A 1597-nucleotide genomic window follows, 5' to 3' on the forward strand; every position below is an offset into this window, starting at 1 on the left:
CGAGACCGGCCGGCTGGTCGTCGACGGCGTCGTTCACACGCCCGCGACGCTCGGGGAGGCCGCCTCCCTCGCCGGCGTACGGCTCGGCATGCCTCCGGACGTCTACCTTCCGGCCACACCGGCCGCCCCGGACACGCGCCTGGCGGTCAACCCGGTCGCCGCCGAGACGCTGGGCGCCTGGTTCGGCTTCGCCTGGTCGGTGCTCGAACAGGTCCGCTTCGACGGCCGCGCGCTCGCGCCCGGCCGCGTGCAGCTGTGGCCCGAGCACTTCGACGCCGCCGTCGAACTCGGCGACGACACCGCCGGCCGGCGTGCCGCCTTCGGCGCCTCCCCGGGCGACGACGCCCATCCCGAGCCGTACCTCTACGTGGCCCCGTGGGACAGGCGCACGGGCGGCTTCTGGAACGACACCGGGTTCGGCGGCGCGTCGCTGACCTACGCCGCGCTGCTGTGCGCCGACGACCAGCGGGAGACCGCGCTCGCCTTTTTCCGGCAAGGGCTGGCAGAGGTCGGCTCGACATCACCGCGCCCCGGGAATGGCGCGCCGCGCTTCCCCAAGCGCAGTTAAGAATCGGATCGGTTCCCGTTTAACAACGGACGGGCAGGGACCTCCGTGCGGGGGCACACGGGGGGACGGCCTCGACGAGCAGGCCAGACGTTCCCGGCTACGGCGAACGCGGGGCATACGGCGCACCACGTCGGACGCCTGCTGGTGCCTTCCACGTCACCGTGTGAAAGGAGCGACAGTAATGCGCAAGGGAGTCATGGCCGCCTGCGTGCTGGCCACCAGTCTCGGCTTGCTGACAGCGGGGTGCGGCGACAAGCACAAGGCCGTGCCGTCGTCCGGCGGCCTCGCCCAGCCCACCTCGCCCGGACCGGAGCAGTCACCGCCGGAGTCGCCGGGGGCGCCTGAGTCCTCGCCGCCGGCCGCGACGGAGTCGCCCGGGGCAACGGTGTCACCGGCGCCCGGTCCCGTGACGATCAACGCCAAGGACACCAGCGTCGGCAAGATCCTCGTGGACGACAAGGGCATGACGCTCTACCTGTTCGACAAGGACAAGGACGGCAAGTCGTCCTGCACCGGCGAGTGTGAGAAGCAGTGGCCGCCGGTCGTCACCACCGAGAAGGCCACGGCGGGCCAGGGCGTCGACGCGTCCAAGCTCGGCACGACGGACCGGCCCGACGGCACCAAGCAGGTCACCTACAACAACCATCCGCTCTACCACTACGTCAAGGACACCAAGCCCGGTGACATGAACGGCCAGGGTGCCCAGGCCTTCGACGGCAAGTGGTACGTCGTCGACGCGACCAAGGGCGACAAGATCGAGAAGAAGTAGCCGCGGCGCGGGCCCGGACGCGTCTCGCCGGTGGCGGCCACGCCCGCGGGCGTCGTCGCCACGGCGACCGTCGGTGCCCGCGCTCACTCGCCCACGTCCACGTTCACGTCGAGGAACGGACTTTCATGCGCAAGGCAGTCAGGGCCGTCTGGGCGCTGGCCGTCGGTCTCGGCCTGCTCGTCTCGGGCTGCGGCGGGGGACATCGGGCCGTGCCCGTCTCGGGCGGGTACGGCGGGCCGTCGTCGGCCGCTCCGGGATCG

The 1597-nt window shown here is 71.9% G+C and carries 2 protein-coding genes; both read left to right on the forward strand.

Annotation, left to right across the window (positions count from 1 at the left end):
• The coding region (locus tag ACFFNX_RS49515; RefSeq protein ID WP_378213436.1) for a hypothetical protein at positions 1-568 on the forward strand (568 nt) is incomplete at its 5' end.
• Between the two features lie 181 nt (positions 569-749).
• Positions 750-1337 carry a COG4315 family predicted lipoprotein gene (locus tag ACFFNX_RS49520; RefSeq protein WP_378213438.1) on the forward strand — a complete coding sequence of 196 codons (588 nt, stop codon included), beginning with the start codon at positions 750-752 and terminating at the stop codon, positions 1335-1337.
• Positions 1338-1597 lie beyond the last annotated feature (260 nt).

Source organism: Actinoallomurus acaciae (assembly GCF_042429965.1).
GTDB lineage: Bacteria > Actinomycetota > Actinomycetes > Streptosporangiales > Streptosporangiaceae > Actinoallomurus > Actinoallomurus acaciae.